Below are 22964 nucleotides of genomic sequence, written 5' to 3' on the forward strand. Positions count from 1 at the left end.
ATCTACACCCGCACCGTCGCCAACGCACAGGCGCGGACCGTGGATTACCACTGCGCCTGGGATCAGGGCAAGCACCTGTGGATGATCTACTTGATGCGCGTCGTCGACGCCCAGACCGTCCTCGACCGACCGGGATCGGTTGTGCTGTGGACCAATTGCCATCACCCGTTCTATGACCACAACCCGTATCCGGAGACCGCGCCCGCCCAGCGACCGGTATGGGTCGGCGACTTCTGGGACATGTTCGGCGCCGGCCACCTGCTGGAGATGCGCAACCTCAAGGCGATCGCCGAGTATCGCCACCGCAACGGGCTGCCGGTGACGCCGGTATGGATGAGGTGAGCGAGCCATGGGTGAGCCGAGCGTCAGCCTGATCGACGTCGCCACGTATCTGCCGGGCGAGCCGATCCCCGCCGACTACTACGCGCAATTCGCCGAATCCGACGACCTGCGGGACAACGTAATGTTTCGCGCCCCGAAGTTTCGCCATCACGTCGCCGCGGACGAGAGTTCCATCGACATGATCGAACGCGCGGCCCAGGGCCTGATCGAGCGGCACGGCCACGACGTGGTCGAGGGCGCCGACGTGCTGATCACCCACACGCAGGTACCCGACATGGCGTTCTACGGCCAAGGCGGCGGCATCGCGCATCGGCTGGGCATGCGGCCGTCCTGGGTGCTCGACCTGAACAACGGCGGCTGCGCCGCATTCGTGTTGGCGCTCAACGTGGCCCGTAAGCTACTGGCGGCCGGTGAGGGACACACCGCGCTCATCGCCATCGCGCAGAACGCGGCCGGCCAATTCTTCGATCAACCGACGATTCGCCGCAAGGCGCAGTCGGCGGTGCCCGGCGACGGTGCCGCGGTGGGCCTGGTCACGGTGGGCGAGCAGTCACCCATCCTGGACGTCGAGTGCCGCACCTTCGGCGAGTACGCGGGTGAGATGACGCTGTCCTACGACCCGCCGCGCAAGTGGTGGCAGGCGGGTTCCGGCGAGGGCAGCATCGGCTTCACCGAAAGCAAGATCACCAAGGTGCTGGCCCGCGGCAACCGGCAGGTCCCGGAGGTGGCGCTGGCGGTGTGCGATCGAATCGGGCTGGCCGCCAAGGACATCGACCTGCTGGTCACCAACCAGCCGAACCGGGCCTTCCTGCGCAACTGGCGCGACGCGCTGGAGCTGCCCGCGCACCGCCATCGCGACACTTTCGACGAATGCGGCAACCTGTTCGGCGCCGGGATCCCGATCAACCTGGACCGCGCGATATCCGACGGCCAGCTCGAGGCCGGGCAGGTGGTCATGATGGCGGCGTTCGCGCATGCCGGTGACTTCGCGGGCGCGGCCGCGGTGCGCTGGGGTGGGCGAGGCTGATGCAATCCGCCCCGCCGCTGATGTCCGGCGAGATCTGCGATGCGCTGCCAAGCGCGGTGGATCCGTTTGCCTTGTCGCTCAACGAGAATCCCTTTCCGCCGCTGCCGGCGGTGCGTTCGGCGTTGATTCGGTCGGTTTCCGCGGCGAACCGGTACCCGGAGTTCCTGCCGGAGCGGTTGCGGCAGTTGATCGCCGCCCATGTCGGTGTGCCCGCGGACCGGGTGGTGCTGGGCGCCGGGGCGACGGGCGTCGTGTTGCAGGCCCTGCAGGCGTTCACCACGCCGGGTGACACGATGGCGATGGCCTCGCCGACGTTCGACGGTTATCCGATCGTCGCGCAGATGGCGCGGCTGAATCCGTCGCTCGTTGCGCTGGACGAAAGCGGGCACAACGACCTCGACGCGCTGGCCGATGCGGCCGCGCAGGCCCGCGTGGTGGTGGTGTGCCGGCCGCACAACCCGACCGGCACGCTTGAGCCCACGGCCGCGGTCCTGAAGTTTCTGCGCCGGGTGCCGCGCGACACCGTCGTGCTGCTCGACGAGGCCTACATCGAGTTCGCCGCCGCCGAGCACCGTTTCGACGTGGCGGCATTGGTCGCGCGCTTTCCCAATGTGGTGGTGGTGCGAACCTTCTCCAAAGCCTACGGCCTGGCCGGGCTGAGGATCGGGTACGCGGTGGCCTCGCGCGAGCTGGCGGCGATGTTGTGGTCCCAGCAGCTGCCGTTCGGCATCGCGATCACCAGCCTGCTTGCCGTCGCGGCGTCCTATGGCGCCGAAGACGAACTGCTGCGACGGATCCGGCTGATCACCGCCGAACGCCGCTACCTCCGGATGCAGCTGAGCGCGATGGGGATCTACACGACCGACGCGCATGCGAATTTCACGTATCTGCCGTCCGGTGGGCGGCAGTCTCCGCCCTGGCGTGAGGTTTTCGGCGACAGCGGGCCGCGGGTGCGGTATTACGCCGACGGTGGCGCGCGAATCACCGTGGGTGGGCGGGCGTCGACGACCGCGGTGCTGTCGGCGTTGGGAAAGGCCACGCTCGGGCGCCAAGTGCGGTAAGAAGGGGCGTGGCGCAATCACAACCGGAGAAGCGTGATCCGATCGCCGCGGCGCGCGCCAACTGGGAGCGCGCCGGGTGGGGCGACGTGGCGCCGGGCATGGTGGCGGTGACCTCGGTGATGCGCGCGCACCAGATCCTGCTGGCCCGCGTCGAGACGGCGCTGCGCCCCTACGACCTGAGCTTCTCGCGGTATGAATTGCTGCGGCTGCTGGCCTTCAGCCGGACCGGGGCGCTGCCCATCACCAAGGCCTCCGACCGGTTGCAGGTCCACGTCACCAGCGTGACCCACGCTATCCGCCGGCTGGAGGCCGACGGGTTGGTGCAGCGGGTGCCGCACCCCACCGACGGGCGCACCACGCTGGTGCAGATCACCGAGCTGGGCCGCTCCACGGTCGAGGACGCCACCGTCACCCTCAACAAGCAGGTCTTCGCCGACATCGGGATGACCGACGCCGAATCGCAGGACCTGGCGTCGACGATCGAGACGCTGCGGCGCAACGCCGGTGACTTTTAGAGACGGCTGACGCTCAGCTGCCGCGCAGCATCTCGATGACGGCGCTGAAGTCCTTGTCGGCGTTCTCGGCGGCGAATTCCGCGTAAATCTCGGCGGCGTGGGTACCCAGCGGCGCCGCGGCGCCACTGGAGGACACCGCATCCATCGCCAGGTGAAGGTCCTTGTTCATCAGCGCGGTGGCAAAGCCCGGTTTGAAGTCGTTGTTGGCCGGGGATGTCGGGACCGGGCCCGGCACAGGGCAATTGGTGTGCACCGCCCAGCAGTTGCCGGTCGCCCCGGTGATGACGTCGAACAGCGACTGGGACGCCAGCCCGAGCTTCTCGGCCAGGATGAACGCCTCGCCGATCGCGATCTGCTGCACCGCCAGCACCATGTTGTTGCACACCTTGGCGGCCTGTCCGGCCCCGGCCGCGCCGCAGTGAATGATCTTGCCCGCCATGGGTTCCAGCACCGGACGCGCTCGTTGCAGTGCCTCCGCGTCGCCGCCCACCATGAACGCCAGCGTCCCCGCGACCGCGCCCTTCACCCCGCCCGACACGGGGGCGTCCAGCTGCGCGACGCCGCTCGACTCGGCCAGCGCGTGCACCTCACGGGCATCGTTGACCGAGATCGTGGAGCTGTCGATGAACAGCGCGCCGGGCCGCGCGGCGGGCAGGATCTCCGCGTAGCAACGCTTGACCAGCTCCCCGTTGGGCAACATGGTGATCACCACGTCCGACCCGGCCACCGCGTCGGTGGCGCTGCCGAATCCGGTGACCCCGGCCTCGGCCGCCGCGGACAGCGCCGCGGGGACCGGATCGAATCCGCGCACCGCATGTTTGGCCGCAACAAGATTGGTCGCCATGGGCCCGCCCATGTGGCCCAGGCCCAGGAAGGCCACCGTCAGGTGCTCGGTCATCTGGAGACCTTTCTATGCGGTTGTCTATGCGGTTGCGCGGACCCGTGCGGCCTCGGCCCGGCCGATGACCACCCGCATAATTTCGTTGGTGCCTTCCAGGATTCGGTGCACCCGCAGGTCGCGGACGATCTTTTCCAGACCATACTCGCGCAGGTAGCCGTAGCCACCGTGCAACTGCAGGGCTTTGTCGGCGACCTCGAAGCAGGTGTCGGTGACGTAACGCTTGGCCATCGCACACAACTCGACCTTGTCGGGATCGTCGGTGTCCAGCGCATTGGCCGCCCGCCACAACATCATTCGCGATGTTTCGAGGCCGGTGGCCATGTCGGCCAGGGTGAAGCGGATGGTCGGCTCGTCGAGCAGGGACGACCCGAACGCCTGCCGATCGCGGACATAGGCCCCGGCCTTGTCCACGGCGGCCTGGGCGCCGCCGAGCGAGCACGCGGCGATGTTGAGGCGACCGCCGTTGAGTCCGTTCATCGCGATGCCGAATCCCGCACCCTCGCCGTCGGCGCCGCCCAGCATCGCATCGGCCGGCACCCGCACCCGTTCCAGGATCACCTGCGCGGTGGGTTGGGCGTGCCAGCCCATCTTCTCCTCGAGCGAGCCGAAACTCAGCCCCGCGGCGCCCTTTTCGACGACGAAGGCCGAGATGCCGCGCGGGCCCTCGCTGCCGGTCCTGGCCATCACCACGTAGACGTCCGAGGCGCCCGCGCCGGAGATGAACTGTTTGACGCCGTCCAGCACGTAGTCGCCGCCGTGGGCGACCGCGCGGGTGCTCAGCGCGCTGGCGTCGGACCCGGCGCCCGGCTCGGTGAGGCAGTAGCTGGCGATGACGTCCATCGACGCCAGCCGCGGGACCCAGTCCTTGCGCTGCTCGGCGGTACCGAAGGTGTCGATCATCCACGCGCACATGTTGTGAATGGACAGGAACGCGGCCGTCGTGGGGTCGGCGATGGCCAGCTGCTCGAAGATGCGGACGCCGTCGAGGCGGCGCAGTCCGCTGCCGCCGACGTCCTCGCGGCAGTAGATCGCCGCCATGCCGAGCTCGGCCGATTCGCGCAGCACGTCGACCGGGAAATGTTTGGCCGCATCCCATTCCAGGGCGAACGGGGCCAGGCGCTTGGCGGCGAACGCGGCGGCCGTCTCGGTGATCACCCGTTCGTCGTCGTCGAGGGTAAATGTAGCCATGAAGCGCCTCGGCCCTAATCCATTGTGGGGATGACGAACTCGGCGCCATCCTTGATGCCGGACGGCCACCGCGACGTCACGGTTTTCGTCTTGGTGTAGAACATGATCGACGAGGGACCGTGCTGGTTGAGGTCGCCGAAGCCGGAACGCTTCCAGCCGCCGAAGGTGTGGTAGGCCACCGGCACCGGGATCGGCACGTTGACACCGACCATGCCGACCTGCACCCGGGCGACGAAGTCGCGGGCGGCGTCTCCGTCGCGGGTGAAAACCGCCACGCCGTTGCCGTATTCGTGCTCGGACGGCAGCCGCAGCGCCTCTTCGTAGTCATGCGCGCGCACGATGCACAGCACGGGCCCGAAGATCTCGTCGGTATAGATCGACATGTCGGGGGTGACATGGTCGAACAGGGTGGGGCCGATGAAGAACCCGCCCTCGAGGTTGGCGTCCCCGAAAGCCAGGTCGTCGCTGGCGCGTTCGCGGCCGTCGATGACCAGTTCGGCTCCCGCGTCGACACCCTGGCTGATGTAGTCGCGCACCCGCGCCACGGCGGCCTCGGTCACCAGCGGACCGTAGTCGGCCTTGGGGTCCAGGCTGTGGCCGACGCGCAGGTTGTTGATCCGCTCGATGAGCCGGGCGCGCAGGCGGTCGGCGGTCTGGTCGCCGACCGGCACCGCGACGCTGATCGCCATGCACCGCTCGCCGGCGCTGCCGTAGCCGGCGCCGATCAGGGCGTCGACGGCCTGGTCCAGGTCGGCGTCGGGCATCACGATCATGTGGTTCTTCGCGCCGCCGAAGCACTGCGACCGCTTGCCGGTGGCCGCGGCCCCGGCGTAGATGTACTGGGCGATGTCGGAGCTGCCGACGAACCCGACCGCCTGGATGTCGGGGTGGTTCAGGATGGCGTCGACGGCCTCCTTGTCGCCGTGCACGACCTGGAACACGCCGGGCGGCAGGCCCGCCTCCAAGAAGAGCTCGGCCAGCCGCACCGGCACCGACGGGTCGCGTTCGCTGGGCTTGAGCACGAACGCGTTGCCGCAGGCCAGCGCCGGGCCGGCCTTCCACAGCGGGATCATCGCCGGGAAGTTGAACGGGGTGATGCCGGCGACCACGCCCAGCGGCTGGCGCAGCGAGTAGACGTCGATGCCCGGGCCGGCGCCCTCGCTGTATTCGCCCTTGAGCAGGTGGGGGATGCCGATGCAGAACTCGATGACCTCGATGCCGCGCTGGATGTCACCCTTGGCGTCGGCCAGCGTCTTGCCGTGCTCGCGCGACAGCAGCTCGGCCAGCTCGTCGTTGTGAGCGTTGACCAGCTCGATGAAGCGCATCATGACACGCGCGCGCCGCTGCGGGTTTGTTGCGGCCCAACCCTTTTGGGCCTCGACGGCCGACGCCACCGCGGCATCGATGTCGGCCTGGCCGGCCATGGGCACCGTCGCCTGAACAGCCCCGGTGCTGGGGTCGAAGACGTCAGCGCTGCGGCCGGATTGGCCGACGGTGCGCTGCCCATCGATGAAGTGCGGAATCTGTGTGGTCATGGGGCCCTCGAGTGTGGTTGACGGGCGTAAGCGGATACTTGCATATCCTAGTAACTCTGTTCGACCCTTGGCAAGGTGGGAGCCGGGCTAGCCTGACAGCTGTATGCACACCATCGAGGCCGACTACCTGGTAGTCGGCGCGGGCGCCATGGGCATGGCGTTCATCGACACGCTGGTCGCCGAGACGGAGGCCCGCGTGGTGCTGGTGGACCGCCACCACGCGCCCGGTGGGCACTGGACCATGGCCTACCCGTTCGTGCGGCTGCATCAGCCCTCCGCGTTCTACGGCGTCAACTCGTCACGGCTGGGCAGCGACACCATCGACCAAGTGGGTTGGAACCGCGGCCTTTACGAGCTGGCGACAGCAGGCGAGATCTGCGCGTACTACGACCGCATCATGCGCCGGGAGTGGTTGCCGACCGGGCGGGTCGGCTACTTCCCGATGAGCGAATACCTCGGCCAAAGCTGTGGTGAAGGCCGGTTCCGCACGCTGGGCGGCGCCGAGCACACCGTCCGCGTGACGCGCCGCGTCGTCGACGCCACCTACATGCGGGTGACCGTTCCCGCCATGCGTCGCCCGCCATACGACGTCGCCGCCGGCATCGGCTGCGTGCCGCCCAACGACCTGCCCCGGCTCGCCGCGCACGCGCGCTACGTCGTCGTCGGGGCCGGCAAGACCGGCATCGACACCTGCCTGTGGCTGCTCAGTCACGGCGTCGGGCCGGACCGGCTGACCTGGATCATGCCCCGCGACTCCTGGCTGCTGGACCGTGCGACGATGCAGCCCGGCGCGCTGTTCGCCGACAAGCTCAAGGCCAGCTTCACCGCACAGCTGCGCGCGATCAACGATGCGGCCTCCGTACACGATCTGTTCACGCGCCTCGAGGATGCCGGCGTGCTGTTGCGGATCGACCCGTCGGTCCGGCCCGCCATGTACCGCTGCGCGACGGTCACCCGGCTCGAACTCGAGCAGTTGCGCCGCATCACCGACGTGGTGCGCATGGGCCACCTATCGGCCGTCGAGCCGGCCAGGATGGTCCTGGACGGCGGCACCGTCGCGCTCGGCGGTGACGAGCTGTTCATCGACTGCACCGCCGACGGCGCCGAAAAGCGGCCCGCCACACCCATTTTCGACTCCGGCCGGATCACGCTGCAGAGCGTGCGCGGCTGCCAACAGATCTTCAGTTCCGCGCTGATCGCCCACGTCGAAGCCGCCTACCGTGACGACGCCGTGAAAAACGAGCTGTGCGTGCCCCTGCCGCATCCGGACACCGACGTCGACTGGCTGCGGCTGGCGCTGGCCGACTACAGCAACCAGCTGCGCTGGTTCGATGACCCGGGGCTGATGTCGTGGTTGTCCGCGGCACGCCTGGACCTGTTCGGCCACCTGATCGGCCACCTGCTGCCGTCGGCGTCGGCGAAGCCCCGGGTGCGGGAACGGATTCTGGGCATCGCCAAGTCCGTCTTCTCCGCCACCGCCACCAAGCTCGACCGGCTGATGGCCGCCGAAGCCGCGCTCGCGGCGCCCTGACCCGTGTAACCCGAGTCGGTATTCATCGGGTGAAGGAGGCATGTGGCGGCAAGAAACGAACCCGTCGGGCCGCGACCCCTGCGCGCGGTGCCCGACAGTGGCGATGACACCGGCTACCCGAACTGGGAAGCCGTCTACTCCGACAACGTGACCTGGGTGTACCGCACGCTGTTCGCGCGCGTCGGCAACCGAACCGACGCCGAGGACCTCACCGCCGAGGTGTTCCTCGCCGCGCTGCGGCCGCTGCGGCTGACCGCGAGCGTCGCCGAGGTGCGCGCGTACCTGCGGGCGACGGCCAGGACGGTGCTGGCCGCGCACTGGCGCGAGACGCTGGGCCGCGAGATAACCTCGATCGAGGACATCGAACAACCAGCCGAGAGTCAGGACGCGATCAGCACCGCGCCGCAGCGTGTCGCCCGGGTTCTGGACAACCTGCCGGACCGCTACCGCCAGATTCTGGAATCGCGCTTCCTGCGGGGCAATTCGATCAAGGAGTCAGCCGCGGAACTCGGGATCAGCGTGGCCAATGCCAAAGTGCTCCAGCACCGCGCCCTGCGGCTGGCGGCGCAGGTCAACGATGGGGGGCAGCCATGAACGCGCGAGGGCTGCGACGTTACGTCGATGACCTGTTGCGGGGGCGCCGGCCCAGGCCGTTCGCGCCCGACGACTTCGAGGCGGCCCAACTGCGCACGGCCATCGAGCTGCGCGCCGCCCGCGAGGGCGGTGACGCTCCGCGCCAGGAATTCGTCACCGATCTGCACCGGCGTATCGCCGAGCAGATGTCCGGCGCGCCAACGGAAACCCCGCAGGCGCGCGGCAGCACGCGCCGCCAGGTCATCGTCGGCACGTCGGCCGCCGCCACCGCCGCGGTCGCCGCGGTGTCCGTCGATCGCGCGCTGATCGCGGGGCAATCCGGCGACGGTCGGGCTCCCGAGGTCGCCGCCGGGCAACTCACGCCCAACGAGGGCAGCTGGCAGCGCGTCGCGGCCGGCTCGGATGTGCCCGACGGCGCGACGCGCGCCTTCGACCTGGGCTCGGTCACCGGATTCGTCCGCCGCGTCGACGGCAAAGTTCAGGCGATCTCCGGGGTGTGTACGCATCAGGGCTGCAAGCTCTGGTTCGACGGACCCGACGACACGCTGCGCTGCCCCTGCCACACCACGTCGTTCTCGCCCAGCGGGCAGGTGCTCACCCACCAGCTGCCGATCGCGCCGAAGCCGTTGCCCGCATTGATGGTTCGCGAGGTCGACGGGGTCATCGAGGTATTCGCCCCGCCGCGCACCGAGCGGCCGACCTGAGCGGTGTAACCCGCCGCCCTATCTCTGGGCATGGATATCCCCATGCTTCGCGGTTCGGCGGCCATGGCGGCCGCGGGTGTGCTGCTGTTGGCCGGTTGCTCCCAGTCACGGCCGGTGGCCACCACCGCCGCCCCCACCACCGGAATGTCGATCACCGCTCCGGCGGCTCCGGTGCGCGGCGACCAGGTCACCATCGACGGTTTCGCGTTCGCGCCGGTGACCTTGACCGTGCCCGCCGGGACCACCGTCACGTGGACCAACCGCGACGAAGAACCCCACACGGTGGCCGCCAGCGACGGCTCATTTCACTCACCCGGGATGGGAACCGGAGCCACCTTCACCCATACGTTCCCCACCGCAGGGACTTTCGACTACGTCTGCTCGATCCACCCGATGATGCGCGGCACCGTGGTGGTGACGGGATGAGCGACCAGGCGAACGGCATGACCCGCCGCCAGCTCATCAGGCACACGGCCTGGTTCGGGGCGGCCGTCGGGTTCGCGGTAACCGGCGGCGAGGTCCTCTCGCACGTCGCCGGCCAGGCGAAGGCACAGCACGCGGCGGGCCGGCCCACCCTGCGGTTCGCCCAGATCAGCGACAGCCATATCGGTTTCACCGGGGCGCCCAACCCGGACGTCGCCGGTACGTTCGGGCACGCGATCGATCAGGTCAACAACCTCGGGTACACACCGGATTTCGTCATCCACACCGGAGACCTCACCCACCTGTCCACTCCGGAGCAGTTCGACCAGGTGAAGCAGCTGATGACCGGCCTCAAGACGCCGCACGTGTTCACCGTGCCGGGGGAGCACGACTCGATCGATGACGCGGGCCAGAAGTACCGAAACACGTTCGGCGCCGGCTCGGTTGGCGACGGGTGGTACAGCCAAGACATCGCCGGTGTGCACCTGATCGCGTTGGTCAACACATTGAATCTGCGCAAGCTCGGGCATCTGGGTGCCGATCAGCTGGACTTCGTCAAGAAGGACGTCGCGCGCCTGTCCAGCGATACCCCCATCATCGTGTTCAGCCACATCCCGCTGTTCGCGATGTACCCGCAGTGGGGCTGGGGCACCGACGATGCCACCCAGGCGCTGAGCTACCTGCGCCGGTTCTCGTCGGTCACGTGCCTCAACGGCCATGTCCACCAACTGTTCTCCAAGACGGAGGGCAACGTCGCGTTCTACAGCGGCACCACCACCGCGTACCCGCTGCCCCGACCGGGTGACGGGCCCGCGCCCAAGCCGGTCACGCTGCCGGCCGGCAAGCTGCGCGACGCGCTGGGCATCCGCGAGGTCAGCTACACCAGGGGAGAGGTGGCCCTGGCCTTGAAGGAGACTGCACTGCAATGACTTTGACGAACACCCTGATCCGGCTCGGCCTGGTCGCGTCGTTGATCATCAGCGCCGCCAGCCACGCCTACCTCTATATGCATGGCTATCAACACATTCCGCAGATCGGTCCCGCGTTCATGGCCCAAGCCAGCCTTTCATTTTCGCTCGCGCTGCTGATCCTGGTCGGCGGTCCCGCGTGGCTGCGCTGGGCCAGCGCCGCGGTGGCGGCCGGCTCTTTGGTCGCGTTCGTCTTGTCGCGCACCGTCGGGCTGTCCGGCTTCGCCGAACGGGGGTGGGAGCCGGCACCGTATGCGGCCGTCAGCGTGGCGGCCGAGGTGGCCACGGTGGTGCTGTGGGGGCTTGGTGGACGCCTTCGGCCTCGACGCGGCCAGACCACCGTCGCTTGAGCCGGCGTTTGAGTGACAGCGAGGGCCGTTCGATGAGGAACCAGCTTGCCGCCGCGAGCGGCAGCGCGGCCATTGCGGCCACGAAGAACAGCGCGAAGGGTTGCAGACGGGCGGCCAGTACCAGCCGCCACACATTCAGCGCGTTATTTCGCGCATCGAATACCTGCCCGAGAGCCATCGGCCTGCCAATGGTATGCCCCAATGCCGCTGTAAGCGGGCGTGCTCGCGGCCGGGCGGGGCTACGCGGCGCCCGGGGCCTCCGGAGCCGGCTGGTCAGCCCGGGCGTCGGCCGCGCCGACCGGCCCGGGCTCGTCGGAGCTCGACGCGACGGGAGCCGACCACTTGACCCGAAGCCGGCGCTTGAGGGACATCGAGGGTTTCTCGATGAGGAACCAGCTCACCGCGGCAAGCGGCAGGGTGGTCGCCACCGAGACGAGAAAGAACAGCACCGGGTGCAGGCGCGTCGCGAGCCCGCTGACGGCCAGCAATTGCTGGGCCGGGAATGCGTAGATGTAGACGCCGTAGGACAGATCGGTGCGCAGCCTCAACCGCTCGCTCTTGAGCAGGGAGCCCGACACGACGACGGCGTAGGCCAGCGGAAGCGCAGCGACCACCCGGTAATCGGGCAGCACCCCGGCCGCCGCGACGATGACGACGCAGACGGCGACGAGCGACCATCGGGCGGGGATGACGTCGCGCCACTGGTACATGATGGCTCCGGCCGCGAACATGATGGCCGAGCGCACCGCGAGCTGCGGAATGGTCCACACCCCGGGGAAGGTCAGGGGCGGAACGACCAACGCCGCCAGCGTTGCCACTACCAGAACCGCGGGGGAGATCCAGCGGCGATTGCCCAGGCCCGCCAGGCCGATGGCGGCAACGAAGAGGTAGCACAACAGTTCCCAGATCAGCGACCACATGGAACCGTTCCAGGCGGGTCCGCCCGGCACGCCGTGCAGCGTTCCGTCGATGGTGGGCTGCAGGTAGGCGATCGCGCTGTTCTTCACGACGTACAAGAGCGGGGCGGTGGACGCGAGCAGCTTGGTGGCCGAACCACCTTGGATCAGCATGCTGAGCGGTGCGAAGACGAACGCGGTCACCAGCAGGCAGATGTAGAAGCCGGGCAGAATACGCAGCGCGCGGGCGGTGAGATAGTCACGCAGTCGTGGGTCGGTGAGCCAGCTCCGGGTGATCAGGAAGCCCGAGATCGCAAAGAATCCGTCGACGCCGACCGAGAAGAACAGCTGCAGGGTCGCCTTGGGCGGCATGTGGCCGGTGATGGGCCACGAGTGGAAGAGCATCACCTCGGCCGCCAGCGCCAACCGAAGTGCGTTGAGCGCGTTTCTTCGCGGATCGAATACCTGCCCTAGTTTCATCCAGCCTCCGCCCCCTGCACACCACTCGTCACCGGCGCCATCGTACGGGCCGAAAGTCGACGGGCGCCGACGCGGGCGGTGGCCTTGATCAGGTCGCCGCCCCGCGATCCTTTGCCGGTGGCGCCGCGTCTTGCGTCTTCACATTGCCGCGATCGTGGCTATGCGGCACCGGGAACCTCCGGCGGCATCGCCATGGCCGCTTGCCCGCGGGAGTCGGCAGATCTCCGTCGCAGTCGCGCCTTGAGCGACCTCGCCGGCTTTTCGACCAGGAACCAGCTCGCCGCGGCCAGCGGCAGCGTGGCCAGCGCCACGGTCAGGCAGAACACGATCGGATTCAGGCTGAGCAGCCCGAGGACCGCCAGCAGCTGCTGGGTCGGATACGCGTAGATGTACATGCCGTAGGACACGTCGGTGCGCAACCGCAATCGCTTGTTGTGCAGCAGGGACCCGGAGACGATGACCGCGTAGGCCAGCGGCACGGCGGCGACCACCCGGTAGTCCGGCAGTTGGCCGGCCACCAGCACGATGACCACGCTCACCGCGACCAGCGACCAGCGGGCCGGAATCACGTCGCGCCACTGATAGAGCAGCGCTCCGGCGGCAAACATGATCGCGGCCCGGCACGCCAGGAAGACGATGACGATGCCCACGTTGCCGGTCGGCTTGTTGAACACCTCGGGGAAGGTGACCGGGGGCATCATGGACGCCCCGATGGCGGCCACCACCAATATCACCGGGGAGACCCACCGGCGGTTGGCCAGTCCGGCCACGCCGATGGCGGCGACGACCAGATAGCACATCACTTCCCAGAACAGTGACCACAGCGAAGCGTTCCAGATGCCGGCGTTGGGGATGTTGAACGGCGTGCCGCCCACATCCGGCTTGAGCCACAGGACCGCGATGTTCTTCAGGACGTACTCGAACGGCGCGAACGAGAACAGCAGCTTGGTCGGAGAACCGCCCTGGATCGCCACGCTGAGCGGGGCGAACACGAAGGCCGTCACGATCATGCAGACGTAGAAGCCGGGCAGGATGCGCAGGGCACGGGCGGCGAGGTATTCGCGCAGCTTCGGGTTGCTCAGCCAGCTCGCGGTGATGAGGAATCCGGAGATCGCGAAGAACCCGTCCACCCCGACGGACAGCAGGAGTTGCAGAACGGCCCGCAGCGAGGGCAGATGGCCGCGAACCGGGTAGGTGTGCCAGAAGATGACTTCCGCCGCGAGCGCTAACCGCCATGCGTTCAGCGCGTTACTTCGCGGATCGAAAACCTGCCCTAGCTTCATCGGCGTCCCCCGCCACCCGCATCGGGCGTCATCGGCATCATCGGCGCAATCTTAGCGCCCTCAAAGAGAGAAAATGGCCGCTTCACGTTATCCGATGGATCAGGTGACCGCAAACGCACCGCCGATTTATGCGTGTCTAGCAAAGCGGCGAGCCGACGCGTCCGCCATCAATTGACCTGGCTACAAGCGTGTCTGGCTACGCCGGCATGCGCCGTCAGCCGCGCAGACCGTCGATGAAAGCCGTTGTCTCGTCCCAGGTCGGCAGCAGGCCGGAGGCGCGCACTTCCTCGAGGCTGGGCGCCGCGGCATCGCGGTCGGACAGGTTGGGCGGAGCGCCGTCCACCAGCGGCCAGTCGATGCCCAGCGCCGGATCGGTTGCGCAGATCGTGTGTTCGCGCTGCGGATTGTATTCCGCCGAGCACAGATACATCACCGTCGAATTGTCTTGCAGCGCCAGGAAGCCGTGCCCCAGGCCTTCGGACAGGTAGATCGTTCGGTGATCGGTGTCGTCGAGCAGAACTGAATCCCATTGCCCGAACGTCGGCGAACCCACCCGAATGTCGACGACGACATCGAACACCGAACCGCGAACGCAGGTCACGTACTTGGCCTGGCTCGGCGGTACCTGGGCGAAATGCAGTCCGCGCAGCACACCGGCCGACGACACCGAGCAATTGGCCTGCCGGACGTCCAGGCGATGGCCCGCGAAGGAGCGAAAGCCCTTGTCGGTGAGCCATTCGAAGAAATGGCCGCGCGAATCGCCGTGCACGGTAGGGGTGATCTCCCAGGCGCCGGGAACTTTCAGTTCGCGAACGTCCACGCTACTGCCCACGCTCTTCGTAGCGAGCTTCCGAGGTGTCTTTCAACGGACGCCACCACGATTCGTTCGCGCGATACCAGTCAATGGTGGCACGCAGCCCCTCCTCGAAGTCGGTATGCTTTGGCGCCCAACACAATTCGTCATACAGTGTCGACGGGTCGATGGCGTAACGCAGATCGTGGCCGACGCGATCGGTGACGTGGTCGAAATCGTCGGGCTCGCGGCCCATCATCTGCAACAGCGTGCGCAGCACGGTCAGGTTGTCGCGCTCGCCCTCGGAGCTGATCAGGTAGGTGCGCCCGATCTCGCCCTTGTCCAGGATGCGCCGCACCGCGCTGTTGTGGTCGTCGACGTGAATCCAGTCGCGGACGTTGGCGCCGGCGCCGTACAGCTTGGGCCGCCGGCCGGTGAGCACGTTGGTAATCTGGCGCGGGATGAACTTCTCGACGTGCTGATACGGCCCGTAGTTGTTGGAGCAGTTGGAGATCGTGGCGCGCACCCCATACGAGCGCACCCAGGCGCGCACCAGCATGTCGGCGGCGGCTTTGGTCGCCGAATACGGACTGGACGGGTTGTAGGGCGTCGCCTCGGTGAACCGCTGCGGGTCGTCGAGCTCCAGGTCGCCATAGACCTCGTCGGTCGAGATGTGGTGCAGCCGCACGCCGTAACGTCGCACCGCCTCCAGGATGGTGAAGGTGCCGACGATGTTGGTGTGCAGGAACGGTTCGGGGCTGTCCAGCGCGTTGTCGACGTGGCTCTCGGCGGCGAAATGCACCACCGCGTCGGATTCGGCGACCAGCCGCGACACCAGCTCGGCGTCGGTGACGTCACCGACCACCAGCTCGATCGAGTCCTCGACGTCGGCCAGCGACTCGCGCCGACCCGCATAGGTCATGGCGTCGAGCACCGTCACGGAGTCCTCGGGGTGTTCGCGGACCGTGCTGTGCACAAAGTTGGCGCCGATGAATCCAGCGCCGCCGGTGACCAGTAACCGCATGCCCAAACCCTAACGGAGCCGATCGGTCAGTTTGCGCGAGTTAGCCCCAGAGCTGCGGCCAATTCACTTAGCGCAGGTAGCAGCGTTGCTTCGTCGTGGGCGCCCAGCACCTGGATCGCCACGTGATCGGCTCCGGCCTCCAGATGTTCACCCAACCGCCGCGCGATGTCCTCCGGGGTGCCGTAGGCGACCACCGCGTCGATCAACCTGTCGCTGCCGGGCTTGTGCACGTCGGCTTCGGCGAATCCCAGGCGCAGCCAGTTGTTCACGTAGTTGCTCAGGCCCAGGTAGAACTCCACGGTCTGACGCCCGATCGCGCGGGCCTGCTCCGCGTCGGTGGTGAGCACCACCTTGTGTTCGGGAGCCAAATACACTGCACCGCCGAGCAAATCGCGCGCCTTGGCGGTGTGTTCCGGCGTGGTCAGGTACGGGTGCGCACCGGCGCTGCGCCGCGCCGCGAGGCCCAGCACCCGCGGCCCGAGCGCCGCGACCACCCGTCGGCTGGTCGGCACCAGGGCCGCGTCGAGTTCGTCGAGGTAGGAGGCCAGGGCATCGTAGGGCTTCACGTATTCCTGCGTGTGCTCCGGATGGCCCACCCCGACGCCCAGCAAAAACCTTCCCGGATGGCCGGATTCGATGCGGTGGAAGGATTCGGCGACTTGCGGGGCGGGGGCGTTCCAGATGTTGACGATCCCGGTGGCCAACTGCAGCGACGTCGTGCCCGCCAGGGCCGGGTCGGCCCAGGACAGGTCGGCGTCCGGCGATCCACCGATCCACGCGGCGCCGTAGCCCAGGGATTCGATGCCCGCGGCCAACTCGGGGGAGATGGACCGGGTGGGCAACCACACGCCGAACCGGCCCAGCTCGGGCTTGAGCGAAACTCCCTCGGTCATCTGCTCCCCCTACGCCATGTCAGGACTGTTTCAACCCCAGCGGCCCCGCCAGTTCGGCCAGCGCCGAGACAAGGTTTTCATCCTTCGTCAGAACCTGCACGGGGACGTGATCGGCGCCGGCGTCGAGGTGTTCTTTGAGCCGCGCCGCGATCTGGTCCACGGTGCCATATGCGACGACCGCGTCGACCAGGCGGTCGCTGCCCGGCCGGGTGACCTCGTCCTCGGTGAAACCCAGCCGCTTCCAGTTGTTTCGGTAGTTGGCGAGGTTGAAATAGACGTCGAGCGCCTTGCGCCCGACCGCCCGGCCCTTCTCGGCGTCGGTGGTCAGGATCGCCTTGTGCTCGGGCGCCAGGAACGCCGACGGCCCGATGATGTCGCGGGCCTTCGCGGTGTGTTCCGGGGTGGTCAGGTAGGGGTGCGCCCCGGCCGAGCGTTCCGCAGACAGCTTCAGCACGCGCGGGCCCAGCGCCGCCACCACCCGGCGGTTGGCGGGTACGCCGTAATCATCGAGCTGCTTGAGGTAGTCGACCAGGGCGTCGTAGGGCTTGCGGTACTCGGTGTGCGCCTCGGGATGGCCGACACCGATGCCCAGCAGGAAGCGGCCCGGGTAGGCCTTGTCGATGCGGTGGAAGGACTCGGCCACCGGCTTGGCGGCCGCGGTCCAGATGTTGACGATGCCGGTGCCCACCTGCAGCGTCGTGGTCGCCTCCAGGAGGGGCTCGACCCAGGCCAGCTCGGCGGGCGGTGAGCCGCCGACCCAGACGGCGCCGTAGCCCAGCGCTTCGATGTCTCTGGCCTGCTCAGGTGTGACGCCGCGTCCGAACGATCCGAACCGGCCGAGATTGGGTTTGCTCGCTGCATCGGTCATGGTGTTCCCAACCCGTGCCCGGTGAAAGCTATTCCGGGTCGGCCACGTCCTCCTCGGTGTCGTCGAGCACGGCACCGGCGACGCCGGCGGCGGGCGCCTTGAGCGGCAGCAGCACGATGAACCGGGTGTCGCCGGGCCTGGATTCCACCCGCAGGTCCCCGCGATGCTTCTTCACCACGATGTTGAACGCCAGGTCCAGGCCCAGCCCGGTGCCCTCGCCGAAGGGCTTGGTGGTGAAGAACGGCTCGAAGATGTGCTCGCGGACGTCCTCGGGTATCCCCGGGCCGGTGTCGCAGATTTCGATGCGGGCCAGCTTCTCACCCTCCCGGCAGGTGCGGATGGTCAGCGTGCCGCCGGTCTCGCGCATCGCGGCGATCGCGTTGTCGATGATGTTGGTCCACACCTGATTGAGATCGCCTGGATAGCAAGGGATTTCGGGCAGCGTCTGGTCGAATTCCTTGACCACCGTGACGACGGGCTGGGTGCCGGCGTCCCGGCCCGCATCCTTGGTCAATCGATCGGCGAACATCACCAGCGTGCTGCGCAGCAGATCGTGCACGTTTGTCACCTGGAACGGGGCCCGATCCAGCTGCGAATACTGCTTGGCGTCGGCGACCAGCGCCGAAATCCGTTTGCTCGCTTCCAGAATCTGGTTCATCAGCAGCTCGCTCTCGATGGTGTAGTTGATCCATCGGATCGCCTGCTCCAGCGATGTCGACGCGAGCTCCTGGCTGACCGCGGAAATCCGCTCCAGCCAATCGGTGTCGATGCCGCCCTCGACGAACGTCGGCGCGATGTCCCACCCGCCCTCGATGCCGTGGTCTTCCAGCCAGTCGCCGACGGCGTCCTCGCGGTCGGAGGTCTCCAGCGCGCTCAGATGCTGCGAGGCCGACTTGGCCACCTGTTCGGCGACCCGCTCCTGCAGCTGCACCAGCGCGCTCAGCGCCTCGGCGGTGATGGTGCCGTCGGCGAGCATCGCCAGCTTGTGGCGCATGTTGGCCACGCGTTCGCGCAGATCCGCCGCGGAGCGCGAGATCGCCGCGGCGGGATTGTTCAGCTGGTGCGTCAGCCCGGCCGACAGCCGGCCCAGCGCCAACAGCTTCTCGCGGTTGTCGATGATCCGCCGGGTGCGGTCGGTGCCGACGGCGATGCCGTCGAGCAGGTGCACCGCCATGGGGAACTGGTCCTTCATGAACTGCGCGAACACCGGCGCGTCCATCACGAAGAAGCGCGACGGCTTGGTCACGTGCACCGAGGCGTCGTAACTCTTCTGCTTGCCACCCGTGAACGCCCGCCAGGCCCCGCAGTACACGCCGCGCTGCGAGGTGCGGTTGGTCTCGATGTCCTGGCCGCCGGAGAGCTTGGTCATGGTCAGCTCGCCCTCGATCAGGACGTAGAAGCAGGTCGCCGGTTCACCCTCGACGCAGATCGGACCCGGCTCGTAGTACTGGATGTGCCCGTTGCTGCACAACACCGCGAGCTGCTCGTCGGTGAGCGCCTCGAACAGGAACAGGCTGCGCAGCTCGTCGGGCTCGCAGGGCGTCTTGGCGGTCACGGAGTCGGCGCCGGTCATGCTTCGGCCAGGTATCGGTGCACCAGCATGACCGCCATCGAACCCTCACCGACGGCGGCGGCCACCCGTTTGGCCGACGTGGAGCGGACGTCGCCGGTGGCGAACACCCCGGGCACGCTGGTCTCCAGGTGGTGCGGCGGGCGGTCCAGCGTCCAGCCGCACACGTTGCGCAGGTCCGGACCGGTCAGGATGAACCCGTGATCGTCGCGGGCCAGCACCCCGTCCAGCCAGTCGGTGCGCGGGGCGGCGCCGATGAAGATGAACATCCGCCCGCAGGTGACATCCTCGGTCTCGCCGGTGCGGTTGTTGACCAGGCGTAGCTGTTCGAGGTGGCCGTCGCCGGCGGCGCGCTGCACCTCGGTGCAGGTCAGCACGGTGATCTTGGGGTTCGCCTCGATCTGCTGGATCAGGTAGTAGGACATCGACGCCTCCAGCGACGGGGCCCGCACCACGATGTTGACCGACTTGGCCGTCCGGGACAGGTACATGGCGGCCTGGCCGGCGGAGTTGGCCCCGCCGATCACGTAGACCTCTTCGTCCTCGCACTCCGGGGCGACCGAGATGGCCGCGCCGTAGTAGATGCCGCAGCCGGTCAGCTCGGTGCAGCCCTCGGCCTGCAGCTGGCGGTAGGCGACGCCGGTGGCCAGGATGACCGCGTGCGCGTCGATCGAGCCGCCGTCGGCGAACCGCACGGTGCGCTTGGATCCGCTCACCTCGAGGGCGGTGGCCTTGCGAGCGGTGATCAGCTCGGCGCCGAACTTCTCCGCCTGCCGGCGGGCGCGGTCGGCCAGCTGCCCGCCCGACACCCCGTCCGGGAAGCCCAGGTAGTTCTCGATGCGCGAGCTCTGCCCGGCCTGACCGCCGGTGGCGGTGTGCTCGATGAGCACCGTGCGCAGCCCCTCGGAGGCGCCGTACACGGCCGCGGCCAGGCCCGCGGGGCCGCCGCCGACCACGATCAGGTCGTAGAACTCCTGCGACGGCGTGGTGGTCAGGCCCAGGGTCTCGGCCAGCTGCGCGTCGGTGGGCTCGACCAGGGTGTCGCCGCGCTGGGTGACCACCACCGGCAGCCGCCTGCCGTCTTCGCCGGCCGCGCTGAGCAGCCGCTCGCCGGCGGGCTCGTCGGCCATGAACCACGTGTAGTAGAGGCCGTTGCGGGCCAGGAAGTCGCGGACCTGCCAGGACCGCGCCGACCAGCGGTGGCCGATCACCTTGGTGTGCGGGATGGGGTGCTCGGGTGCGGCCCGCCAGGCCTCCAGCAGCCCGTCGATGACGGGGTAGAACTTCTCCTCCGGGGGATCCCACGGCTTGAGCAGGTAGTGGTCCAGGTCGACGACGTTGATCGCGTCGATGGCGGCGTGGGTGTCGGCGTAGGCGGTCAGCAGCACGCGGCGGGCCCCCGGATACAGGTCCATCGCTTGCTCGAGGAACTCGATGCCGCTCATCTGCGGCATCCGGTAGTCGGCGATCAGCAGCGCGACGGTCTCGCCGCGCAGCTTGAGCTCCTTGAGCGTGCCCAGCGCGTCGGGCCCGGACTCCGCGCGCACGATCCGATGCTCCTCGCCGTAGTGGCGGCGCAGGTCGCGGGCGACCGCCCGGGACACCGACGGATCGTCGTCGACGGTCAACATGACGGGCTTGCGCGGGCTCGAGGGGTTGGTCATCGGCGTTAAGTATGCGCTCGTCAGCGGCCCTGCGGGAGGTCGAGTGAGGTGGGCCGCGTTGCGCCGACAGCGATTTTGGTGGAGCGGAATAACCAGGTATCGTGGAACAACGGTGCGGCATCCGCGCCGACTTTTTGTGTGCCAAGTCCCTAGGAATTTCCTGTCACCGGCTCACGTTCCAAGTCGGTGCAATGCTGCGTCGGCTAGGCGCAGACGAGAACGAAACTATACGGCGAGGATTTTTACGTAGTTATGGCCAAGAAGGACGGCGCCATCGAGGTGGAAGGCCGGGTGGTCGAGCCTCTGCCCAATGCGATGTTCCGCATTGAGCTGGAGAACGGCCACAAGGTGCTTGCCCACATCAGCGGCAAGATGCGGCAGCACTACATCCGCATCCTGCCCGAGGACCGGGTGGTGGTGGAGTTGTCTCCCTACGACCTGTCCCGCGGCCGCATCGTGTACCGGTACAAGTAAAGCGCCTGATCAGAAAACCTACGAACGAATACAGAACAGGATCGAACAGCCGTGAAGGTGAACCCGAGCGTCAAGCCAATCTGTGACAAGTGCAGGGTGATCCGTCGGCATGGGCGGGTCATGGTGATCTGCTCCGATCCGCGCCACAAGCAGCGCCAGGGCTAGTGGGCCTGCCCGTCCGGCGACGATGCAGTCCGGTGAAACGGACTGTGGAGGAGTCGGACGATCCAACCGAGAACAACTGAATGCAGACCTCCCAGCACCACTGAGCGGCTCGCATCTTTAGAGATGGGCCAGCTCATCTACGCCCGGTCGGAGGCCGGGCCCCGAGCTCAAGTTGTTTTGGGCAGGGAACGGGCTGGGATCAGACCTCCGCCTAGAAAAAGAGGAAACGCCACCTATGGCTCGACTAGTAGGCGTCGATCTTCCGCGTGACAAGCGGATGGAGATCGCGCTGACCTATATCTTCGGCGTCGGCCGCACCCGGTCGAACGAGATCCTGGCAGCTACCGGCATCGACCGGAACCTGCGCACCCGGGACCTGACCGATGACCAGCTGACCCACTTGCGTGACTACATCGAAGCGAACCTGAAGGTGGAGGGTGACCTGCGCCGCGAGGTTCAGGCCGACATCCGGCGCAAGATCGAGATTGGTTGCTACCAGGGTCTGCGGCACCGCCGCGGCCTGCCGGTGCGCGGCCAGCGGACCAAGACCAACGCGCGCACCCGCAAGGGCCCCAAGCGCACCATCGCCGGCAAGAAGAAGGCCAGGTAATCACCCATGCCACCAGCCAAGAAGGCAGCCGCTGCCCCCAAGAAGGGGCAGAAGACCCGTCGCCGGGAAAAGAAGAACGTCCCGCACGGTGCCGCCCACATCAAGAGCACGTTCAACAACACGATCGTGACGATCACCGACCCGCAGGGCAACGTCATCGCCTGGGCGTCGTCGGGTCACGTCGGGTTCAAGGGCTCGCGGAAGTCGACGCCGTTCGCCGCGCAGCTGGCCGCCGAGAACGCGGCCCGCAAGGCGCAGGAGCACGGTGTGAAGAAGGTTGACGTGTTCGTGAAGGGCCCGGGCTCGGGCCGGGAGACGGCGATCCGGTCGCTGCAGGCCGCCGGTCTGGAGGTCGGCGCGATCTCCGACGTCACCCCCCAGCCGCACAACGGCGTTCGCCCCCCGAAGCGACGCAGGGTCTAGGAGGAAAAGAACCCAATGGCTCGTTACACCGGACCCGTTACCCGCAAGTCGCGCCGGCTGCGCACCGACCTCGTCGGCGGCGACCAGGCGTTCGAGAAGCGCCCCTACCCGCCCGGCCAGCACGGCCGCGCGCGGATCAAGGAGAGCGAATACTTGCTGCAGCTGCAGGAGAAGCAGAAGGCCCGCTTCACCTACGGCGTGATGGAGAAGCAGTTCCGTCGCTACTACGAAGAGGCCGTGCGCCAGCCCGGTAAGACGGGTGAAGAGCTGCTGCGCATCCTGGAAAGCCGGCTGGACAACGTCGTGTACCGCGCCGGCCTGGCTCGTACCCGCCGGATGGCGCGTCAGCTGGTCAGCCACGGACACTTCAGCGTCAACGGCGTGCACGTCAACGTGCCCAGCTACCGGGTGTCGCAGTACGACATCATCGACGTGCGGGACGGCTCGCTGAACACCGTGCCGTTCCAGATCGCGCGGGAGACGGCGGGCGACCGACCGATCCCGAGCTGGCTGCAGGTCGTGGGGGAGCGTCAGCGCATCCTCGTGCACCAGCTGCCGGAGCGGGCGCAGATCGACGTGCCGCTCACCGAGCAGCTCATCGTCGAGTTCTACTCGAAGTAAGGACCCCCTGCGCGCAACCCGGCGCAGGTCTTGACGGCATCAAATAGCGGGTGCCGAGAAG

General features: G+C 67.9%; 25 protein-coding genes and 2 pseudogenes. 15 read left to right on the forward strand and 12 right to left on the reverse strand.

Features of this window, described 5'->3' with window-relative positions:
• From ACYQ8K_RS14365 to ACYQ8K_RS14380, 4 genes and pseudogenes are all read left to right on the forward strand, one after another.
• Window positions 1–342: pseudogene (locus ACYQ8K_RS14365) on the forward strand (SRPBCC family protein); the annotation flags it as partial.
• Between the two features lie 7 nt (window positions 343–349).
• The gene (locus tag ACYQ8K_RS14370) at window positions 350–1369 is read left to right on the forward strand and encodes a 3-oxoacyl-ACP synthase III family protein (protein ID WP_459969977.1); all 1020 of its coding nucleotides are present in this window, start codon (window positions 350–352) and stop codon (window positions 1367–1369) included.
• Window positions 1369–2430 carry a pyridoxal phosphate-dependent aminotransferase gene (locus ACYQ8K_RS14375; protein ID WP_459969979.1) on the forward strand — a complete coding sequence of 354 codons (1062 nt, stop codon included), beginning with the start codon at window positions 1369–1371 and terminating at the stop codon, window positions 2428–2430. The genes ACYQ8K_RS14370 and ACYQ8K_RS14375 overlap by 1 nt, the downstream gene beginning before the upstream one ends.
• A gap of 8 nt (window positions 2431–2438) precedes the next feature.
• On the forward strand, window positions 2439–2945 hold the full coding sequence (locus ACYQ8K_RS14380; RefSeq protein WP_065030707.1) for a MarR family transcriptional regulator: 507 nt from the start codon (window positions 2439–2441) through the stop codon (window positions 2943–2945).
• Window positions 2946–2958: 13 nt separating this feature from the next.
• Here ACYQ8K_RS14380 and mmsB read toward each other — a convergent pair whose 3' ends face one another.
• The 3 genes from mmsB to ACYQ8K_RS14395 are packed head-to-tail and all read right to left on the reverse strand — an operon-like array spanning window position 2959 to window position 6569.
• Window positions 2959–3843, reverse strand: a complete 885-nt coding sequence (mmsB, locus tag ACYQ8K_RS14385) for a 3-hydroxyisobutyrate dehydrogenase (RefSeq protein ID WP_459969982.1) — start codon at window positions 3841–3843, stop codon at window positions 2959–2961.
• A 24-nt stretch (window positions 3844–3867) separates the two neighbouring features.
• Window positions 3868–5034, reverse strand: a complete 1167-nt coding sequence (locus tag ACYQ8K_RS14390) for an acyl-CoA dehydrogenase family protein (RefSeq protein ID WP_459969983.1) — start codon at window positions 5032–5034, stop codon at window positions 3868–3870.
• 14 nt (window positions 5035–5048) lie between these two features.
• On the reverse strand, window positions 5049–6569 hold the full coding sequence (locus ACYQ8K_RS14395) for a CoA-acylating methylmalonate-semialdehyde dehydrogenase (protein WP_459969984.1): 1521 nt from the start codon (window positions 6567–6569) through the stop codon (window positions 5049–5051).
• A gap of 103 nt (window positions 6570–6672) precedes the next feature.
• Here ACYQ8K_RS14395 and ACYQ8K_RS14400 point away from each other — a divergent pair, with 103 nt between their 5' ends.
• The 6 genes from ACYQ8K_RS14400 to ACYQ8K_RS14425 are packed head-to-tail and all read left to right on the forward strand — an operon-like array spanning window position 6673 to window position 11139.
• Window positions 6673–8100: an NAD(P)-binding protein gene (locus tag ACYQ8K_RS14400; protein ID WP_459969985.1), complete on the forward strand. Its 1428-nt coding sequence runs from the start codon at window positions 6673–6675 to the stop codon at window positions 8098–8100.
• 42 nt (window positions 8101–8142) lie between these two features.
• Complete coding sequence (locus tag ACYQ8K_RS14405) at window positions 8143–8694, forward strand: RNA polymerase sigma factor (RefSeq protein WP_459969987.1); 552 nt, start codon at window positions 8143–8145, stop codon at window positions 8692–8694.
• Entirely contained in the window at window positions 8691–9398 is a 708-nt protein-coding gene (locus ACYQ8K_RS14410; RefSeq protein ID WP_459969988.1) for a Rieske (2Fe-2S) protein, read from the forward strand. The genes ACYQ8K_RS14405 and ACYQ8K_RS14410 overlap by 4 nt, the downstream gene beginning before the upstream one ends.
• Before the next feature lie 24 nt (window positions 9399–9422).
• Window positions 9423–9824, forward strand: coding sequence for a cupredoxin domain-containing protein (locus tag ACYQ8K_RS14415; RefSeq protein WP_459970103.1), 402 nt, complete (start codon window positions 9423–9425; stop codon window positions 9822–9824).
• Complete coding sequence (locus ACYQ8K_RS14420) at window positions 9821–10750, forward strand: metallophosphoesterase family protein (protein ID WP_459969989.1); 930 nt, start codon at window positions 9821–9823, stop codon at window positions 10748–10750. The genes ACYQ8K_RS14415 and ACYQ8K_RS14420 overlap by 4 nt, the downstream gene beginning before the upstream one ends.
• On the forward strand, window positions 10747–11139 hold the full coding sequence (locus ACYQ8K_RS14425; RefSeq protein WP_459969990.1) for a hypothetical protein: 393 nt from the start codon (window positions 10747–10749) through the stop codon (window positions 11137–11139). The genes ACYQ8K_RS14420 and ACYQ8K_RS14425 overlap by 4 nt, the downstream gene beginning before the upstream one ends.
• Here ACYQ8K_RS14425 and ACYQ8K_RS14430 read toward each other — a convergent pair.
• The 9 genes and pseudogenes from ACYQ8K_RS14430 to ACYQ8K_RS14470 all read right to left on the reverse strand — a co-directional run.
• Window positions 11051–11251 (reverse strand): annotated as a pseudogene (locus ACYQ8K_RS14430) (hypothetical protein); the annotation flags it as partial. The gene ACYQ8K_RS14425 and the pseudogene ACYQ8K_RS14430 sit on opposite strands and share 89 nt — an antisense overlap.
• Before the next feature lie 127 nt (window positions 11252–11378).
• Entirely contained in the window at window positions 11379–12515 is a 1137-nt protein-coding gene (locus ACYQ8K_RS14435; protein WP_459969992.1) for an acyltransferase family protein, read from the reverse strand.
• Between the two features lie 158 nt (window positions 12516–12673).
• Window positions 12674–13798, reverse strand: a complete 1125-nt coding sequence (locus ACYQ8K_RS14440) for an acyltransferase family protein (RefSeq protein WP_459969993.1) — start codon at window positions 13796–13798, stop codon at window positions 12674–12676.
• Between the two features lie 214 nt (window positions 13799–14012).
• Window positions 14013–14618: a dTDP-4-dehydrorhamnose 3,5-epimerase gene (gene rfbC, locus ACYQ8K_RS14445; protein ID WP_459969994.1), complete on the reverse strand. Its 606-nt coding sequence runs from the start codon at window positions 14616–14618 to the stop codon at window positions 14013–14015.
• Window position 14619: 1 nt separating this feature from the next.
• Complete coding sequence (rfbB, locus tag ACYQ8K_RS14450) at window positions 14620–15615, reverse strand: dTDP-glucose 4,6-dehydratase (RefSeq protein WP_459969996.1); 996 nt, start codon at window positions 15613–15615, stop codon at window positions 14620–14622.
• A 26-nt stretch (window positions 15616–15641) separates the two neighbouring features.
• A complete protein-coding gene (locus tag ACYQ8K_RS14455) occupies window positions 15642–16508 on the reverse strand; it encodes an LLM class F420-dependent oxidoreductase (protein WP_459969998.1) in 867 nt (288 codons plus the stop codon).
• A gap of 19 nt (window positions 16509–16527) precedes the next feature.
• Window positions 16528–17376, reverse strand: a complete 849-nt coding sequence (locus ACYQ8K_RS14460) for an LLM class F420-dependent oxidoreductase (protein ID WP_459969999.1) — start codon at window positions 17374–17376, stop codon at window positions 16528–16530.
• 28 nt (window positions 17377–17404) lie between these two features.
• Window positions 17405–18949: an ATP-binding protein gene (locus ACYQ8K_RS14465; protein ID WP_459970001.1), complete on the reverse strand. Its 1545-nt coding sequence runs from the start codon at window positions 18947–18949 to the stop codon at window positions 17405–17407.
• On the reverse strand, window positions 18946–20610 hold the full coding sequence (locus ACYQ8K_RS14470) for an NAD(P)/FAD-dependent oxidoreductase (RefSeq protein WP_459970003.1): 1665 nt from the start codon (window positions 20608–20610) through the stop codon (window positions 18946–18948). The genes ACYQ8K_RS14465 and ACYQ8K_RS14470 overlap by 4 nt, the downstream gene beginning before the upstream one ends.
• A gap of 252 nt (window positions 20611–20862) precedes the next feature.
• Here ACYQ8K_RS14470 and infA point away from each other — a divergent pair, with 252 nt between their 5' ends.
• The 5 genes from infA to rpsD all read left to right on the forward strand — a co-directional run bounded on the left by infA (window position 20863) and on the right by rpsD (window position 22903).
• Window positions 20863–21084 (forward strand): translation initiation factor IF-1, encoded by a 222-nt coding sequence (gene infA, locus ACYQ8K_RS14475; protein WP_003418601.1) that lies wholly within the window; start codon window positions 20863–20865, stop codon window positions 21082–21084.
• A gap of 51 nt (window positions 21085–21135) precedes the next feature.
• Window positions 21136–21249, forward strand: coding sequence for a 50S ribosomal protein L36 (rpmJ, locus tag ACYQ8K_RS14480; RefSeq protein ID WP_003879483.1), 114 nt, complete (start codon window positions 21136–21138; stop codon window positions 21247–21249).
• 235 nt (window positions 21250–21484) lie between these two features.
• Window positions 21485–21859 (forward strand): 30S ribosomal protein S13, encoded by a 375-nt coding sequence (rpsM, locus tag ACYQ8K_RS14485; protein WP_007773477.1) that lies wholly within the window; start codon window positions 21485–21487, stop codon window positions 21857–21859.
• A gap of 6 nt (window positions 21860–21865) precedes the next feature.
• Window positions 21866–22282 carry a 30S ribosomal protein S11 gene (rpsK, locus tag ACYQ8K_RS14490; protein ID WP_007773475.1) on the forward strand — a complete coding sequence of 139 codons (417 nt, stop codon included), beginning with the start codon at window positions 21866–21868 and terminating at the stop codon, window positions 22280–22282.
• A 15-nt stretch (window positions 22283–22297) separates the two neighbouring features.
• Entirely contained in the window at window positions 22298–22903 is a 606-nt protein-coding gene (rpsD, locus tag ACYQ8K_RS14495; protein WP_008260255.1) for a 30S ribosomal protein S4, read from the forward strand.
• The last annotated feature ends 61 nt before the right edge of the window (window positions 22904–22964 follow it).

The organism is Mycobacterium sp. MUNTM1 (assembly GCF_054660795.1).

Coding starts and splice junctions, on each gene's coding strand:
- ACYQ8K_RS14370 (WP_459969977.1), top strand. CDS start 350: ATGGGTGAGCCGAGCGTCAGCCTGATCGACGTCGCCACGTATCTGCCG.
- ACYQ8K_RS14375 (WP_459969979.1), top strand. CDS start 1,369: ATGCAATCCGCCCCGCCGCTGATGTCCGGCGAGATCTGCGATGCGCTG.
- mmsB (WP_459969982.1), bottom strand. CDS start 3,843: ATGACCGAGCACCTGACGGTGGCCTTCCTGGGCCTGGGCCACATGGGC.
- ACYQ8K_RS14390 (WP_459969983.1), bottom strand. CDS start 5,034: ATGGCTACATTTACCCTCGACGACGACGAACGGGTGATCACCGAGACG.
- ACYQ8K_RS14395 (WP_459969984.1), bottom strand. CDS start 6,569: ATGACCACACAGATTCCGCACTTCATCGATGGGCAGCGCACCGTCGGC.
- ACYQ8K_RS14400 (WP_459969985.1), top strand. CDS start 6,673: ATGCACACCATCGAGGCCGACTACCTGGTAGTCGGCGCGGGCGCCATG.
- ACYQ8K_RS14410 (WP_459969988.1), top strand. CDS start 8,691: ATGAACGCGCGAGGGCTGCGACGTTACGTCGATGACCTGTTGCGGGGG.
- ACYQ8K_RS14420 (WP_459969989.1), top strand. CDS start 9,821: ATGAGCGACCAGGCGAACGGCATGACCCGCCGCCAGCTCATCAGGCAC.
- ACYQ8K_RS14425 (WP_459969990.1), top strand. CDS start 10,747: ATGACTTTGACGAACACCCTGATCCGGCTCGGCCTGGTCGCGTCGTTG.
- ACYQ8K_RS14435 (WP_459969992.1), bottom strand. CDS start 12,515: ATGAAACTAGGGCAGGTATTCGATCCGCGAAGAAACGCGCTCAACGCA.
- ACYQ8K_RS14440 (WP_459969993.1), bottom strand. CDS start 13,798: ATGAAGCTAGGGCAGGTTTTCGATCCGCGAAGTAACGCGCTGAACGCA.
- rfbB (WP_459969996.1), bottom strand. CDS start 15,615: ATGCGGTTACTGGTCACCGGCGGCGCTGGATTCATCGGCGCCAACTTT.
- ACYQ8K_RS14455 (WP_459969998.1), bottom strand. CDS start 16,508: ATGACCGAGGGAGTTTCGCTCAAGCCCGAGCTGGGCCGGTTCGGCGTG.
- ACYQ8K_RS14460 (WP_459969999.1), bottom strand. CDS start 17,376: ATGACCGATGCAGCGAGCAAACCCAATCTCGGCCGGTTCGGATCGTTC.
- ACYQ8K_RS14465 (WP_459970001.1), bottom strand. CDS start 18,949: ATGACCGGCGCCGACTCCGTGACCGCCAAGACGCCCTGCGAGCCCGAC.
- ACYQ8K_RS14470 (WP_459970003.1), bottom strand. CDS start 20,610: ATGACCAACCCCTCGAGCCCGCGCAAGCCCGTCATGTTGACCGTCGAC.
- infA (WP_003418601.1), top strand. CDS start 20,863: ATGGCCAAGAAGGACGGCGCCATCGAGGTGGAAGGCCGGGTGGTCGAG.
- rpsM (WP_007773477.1), top strand. CDS start 21,485: ATGGCTCGACTAGTAGGCGTCGATCTTCCGCGTGACAAGCGGATGGAG.
- rpsK (WP_007773475.1), top strand. CDS start 21,866: ATGCCACCAGCCAAGAAGGCAGCCGCTGCCCCCAAGAAGGGGCAGAAG.
- rpsD (WP_008260255.1), top strand. CDS start 22,298: ATGGCTCGTTACACCGGACCCGTTACCCGCAAGTCGCGCCGGCTGCGC.